General features: G+C 63.6%; 3 protein-coding genes. All 3 read left to right on the forward strand.

Going from position 1 to position 2,384, the window contains the following annotated elements; genetic code table 11:
* The coding region (locus EN914_RS32250; RefSeq protein WP_127389538.1) for a phosphopentomutase at nt 1-628 on the forward strand (628 nt) is incomplete at its 5' end.
* Nucleotides 621-1,511, forward strand: coding sequence for a bifunctional DNA-formamidopyrimidine glycosylase/DNA-(apurinic or apyrimidinic site) lyase (gene mutM / locus EN914_RS32255; protein WP_024503477.1), 891 nt, complete (start codon nt 621-623; stop codon nt 1,509-1,511). The genes EN914_RS32250 and mutM, both read left to right, overlap by 8 nt.
* 131 nt (nt 1,512-1,642) lie before the next feature.
* Nucleotides 1,643-2,384 (forward strand): enoyl-CoA hydratase (locus EN914_RS32260; protein ID WP_127389539.1); only part of this gene is annotated, 742 nt, incomplete at its 3' end.

Consider the following 2,384-nt stretch of genomic DNA (forward strand, 5'->3'; position numbering starts at 1 on the left):
GCTCAGGATCGGACGGGTGATCGCGCGGCCGTTCGTCGGCGAAACCACCGCCACTTTCGAGCGGACATACAACCGTCATGACTACGCCGTGCCCCCGCCGGAACCGACCCTGCTCGACCGGCTGACGGCGCGTGGCAGCCGTGTCATCGCCGTCGGCAAGATCGGCGACATCTTCGCCCATCGCGGAATTTCGCAAGTGCGCAAGGCGGCAGGCAACATGGCGATGTTCGACGAAGCGCTGGGTGCGATGGATGATGCCGGCGACGGTGACCTCGTCTTCGCCAATTTCGTCGACTTCGACACCGAATTCGGTCACCGCCGCGATGTCGCGGGCTATGCTGCAGCGCTCGAGGCCTTCGACCTGCGGCTGCCGGAGGCATTTGCGAGGCTGCGGCAGGGCGATCTTCTCATCCTGACGGCCGACCACGGCAACGACCCTACCTGGGCCGGGACCGATCACACGCGCGAGCGCGTTCCGGTGATCGGCACTGGACCGGGTCTCAAGGGCGGCGACATCGGACTGAGAACGACATTCGCCGACATCGGTGAAACCGTGGCCGAGCATCTCGGGCTGGCGCCCGGACGCTACGGCAGTTCTTTCTATGCGGCGATCGGCGGTCATGCCTGAGTTACCGGAGGTCGAAACCGTCCGGCGCGGACTTCAGCCGGTTCTGGAAGGCGCCACCATCGCCCGCGTCGAGGCGCGCCGACCGGATCTGCGCTTTCCATTTCCCGAAAAATTCGCGCAGCGACTGGCCGGCAAGACGATCACGGCACTCGGCCGCCGGGCCAAGTATCTGACGATGGACCTGGAAGGCGGCCCCGCGCTGATCTGCCATCTCGGCATGTCGGGCTCATTCCGCATCGAGACGGCCGATGGCAGCGACATGCCCGGCATCTTCCGGCACGACCGCTCGAAGAGCTCCAATCACGACCACGTCGTCTTCCATGTCGTGTCTCCGGCCGGTACCCGATCGCGCGTGATCTTCAATGATCCGCGCCGCTTCGGCTTCATGTTGTTTGCGGAAGGACTGCCGGACGTTCATCCGATGCTGGTTGGACTTGGCGTCGAGCCTACGGGCAACACATTGGACGGTGCGCTGCTTTCCTCATTGATGAAGGGGCGGAGATCACCGCTGAAGGCAGCGCTTCTCGACCAGAGGCTGATCGCCGGGCTCGGCAATATCTATGTGTCGGAGGCGTTGTGGCGTGCGGGCCTGTCGCCGCTGCGCGAGGCGGGCACGATCGCCAGGCCCGGAAAGAAAGCCCAGGCCCAAAGCGAACACCTCGCGCAAGCCATTCGTTCGGTGATATCGGATGCGATCGCAGCCGGCGGTTCCTCACTGCGGGACTATATGCAGACCGATGGGTCGCTGGGCTATTTCCAACACGCCTTCGCCGTCTACGACCGCGAAGGCGAGGCCTGCTCCAAGCCCAGTTGTGGCGGCCACATCGAGCGTGTCGTGCAGAGCGGCCGATCGACCTTTTATTGCCGGACATGTCAGCGATGAGTCAGAGCAATTCCAGCAAAAGCGGGGGCGGTTTTCCGTCCGAAATTGGTCAAGACAAGGAGATGGAGCGGTTCTGCGTTTCCGTGAAACGATGAACCGCTCTAGACGAGCGTAAGCAAGGAGAAGCAGCCATGAGCTATGAGACGATCATCACCGAGACGCACGGCAAGGTCGGGCTGGTCACGCTGAACAGGCCGCAGGCGCTCAATGCGCTGAACTCCCAGATCCTGACCGAGGTGGTGGCAGCCGTGAACGGGTTCAGCGCCGATCCCGGTATCGGCGCCATGGTCATCACCGGTTCCGAAAAAGCTTTCGCGGCGGGCGCCGATATCAAGGAGATGCAGTCCATCTCCTATGCGGACGCCTATGCCCAGGACTTCTTCGTCGGCTGGGAGGAACTGACGCGGGCGCGAAAGCCTATTATCGCGGCGGTGGCGGGCTATGCACTCGGCGGCGGTTGCGAGCTGGCGATGATGTGCGATTTCATCATCGCCGCCGACACGGCCAAGTTCGGCCAGCCCGAGATCACGCTCGGCGTCATTCCAGGCATGGGCGGGTCACAAAGGCTGACCCGCTTTGTCGGCAAGTCGAAGGCGATGGACATGTGCCTGACCGGGCGGATGATGGATGCCGCCGAGGCCGAGCGTTCTGGCCTGGTGTCGCGGGTCGTGCCTGCCGGCGAACTTGTCGAGGAGGCGCTGAAGGCCGCGGCCAAGATCGCCGCTTTCTCGCTGCCATCGGTGATGATGGCAAAGGAAGCTGTCAACCGCGCCTTCGAGACGACGCTTGCCGAGGGATTGCGGTTCGAGCGCCGGCTGTTTCACTCGCTGTTTGCACTGGACGATCAGAAGGAAGGCACGGCGGCCTTTGCCG

The organism is Mesorhizobium sp. M7A.F.Ca.CA.001.08.2.1 (assembly GCF_003998455.1).
GTDB lineage: Bacteria > Pseudomonadota > Alphaproteobacteria > Rhizobiales > Rhizobiaceae > Mesorhizobium > Mesorhizobium ciceri.

What these genes read in the sequence shown, in the direction of transcription:
- mutM (WP_024503477.1), top strand. Translation starts at nt 621, where the DNA reads ATGCCTGAGTTACCGGAGGTCGAAACCGTCCGGCGCGGACTTCAGCCG.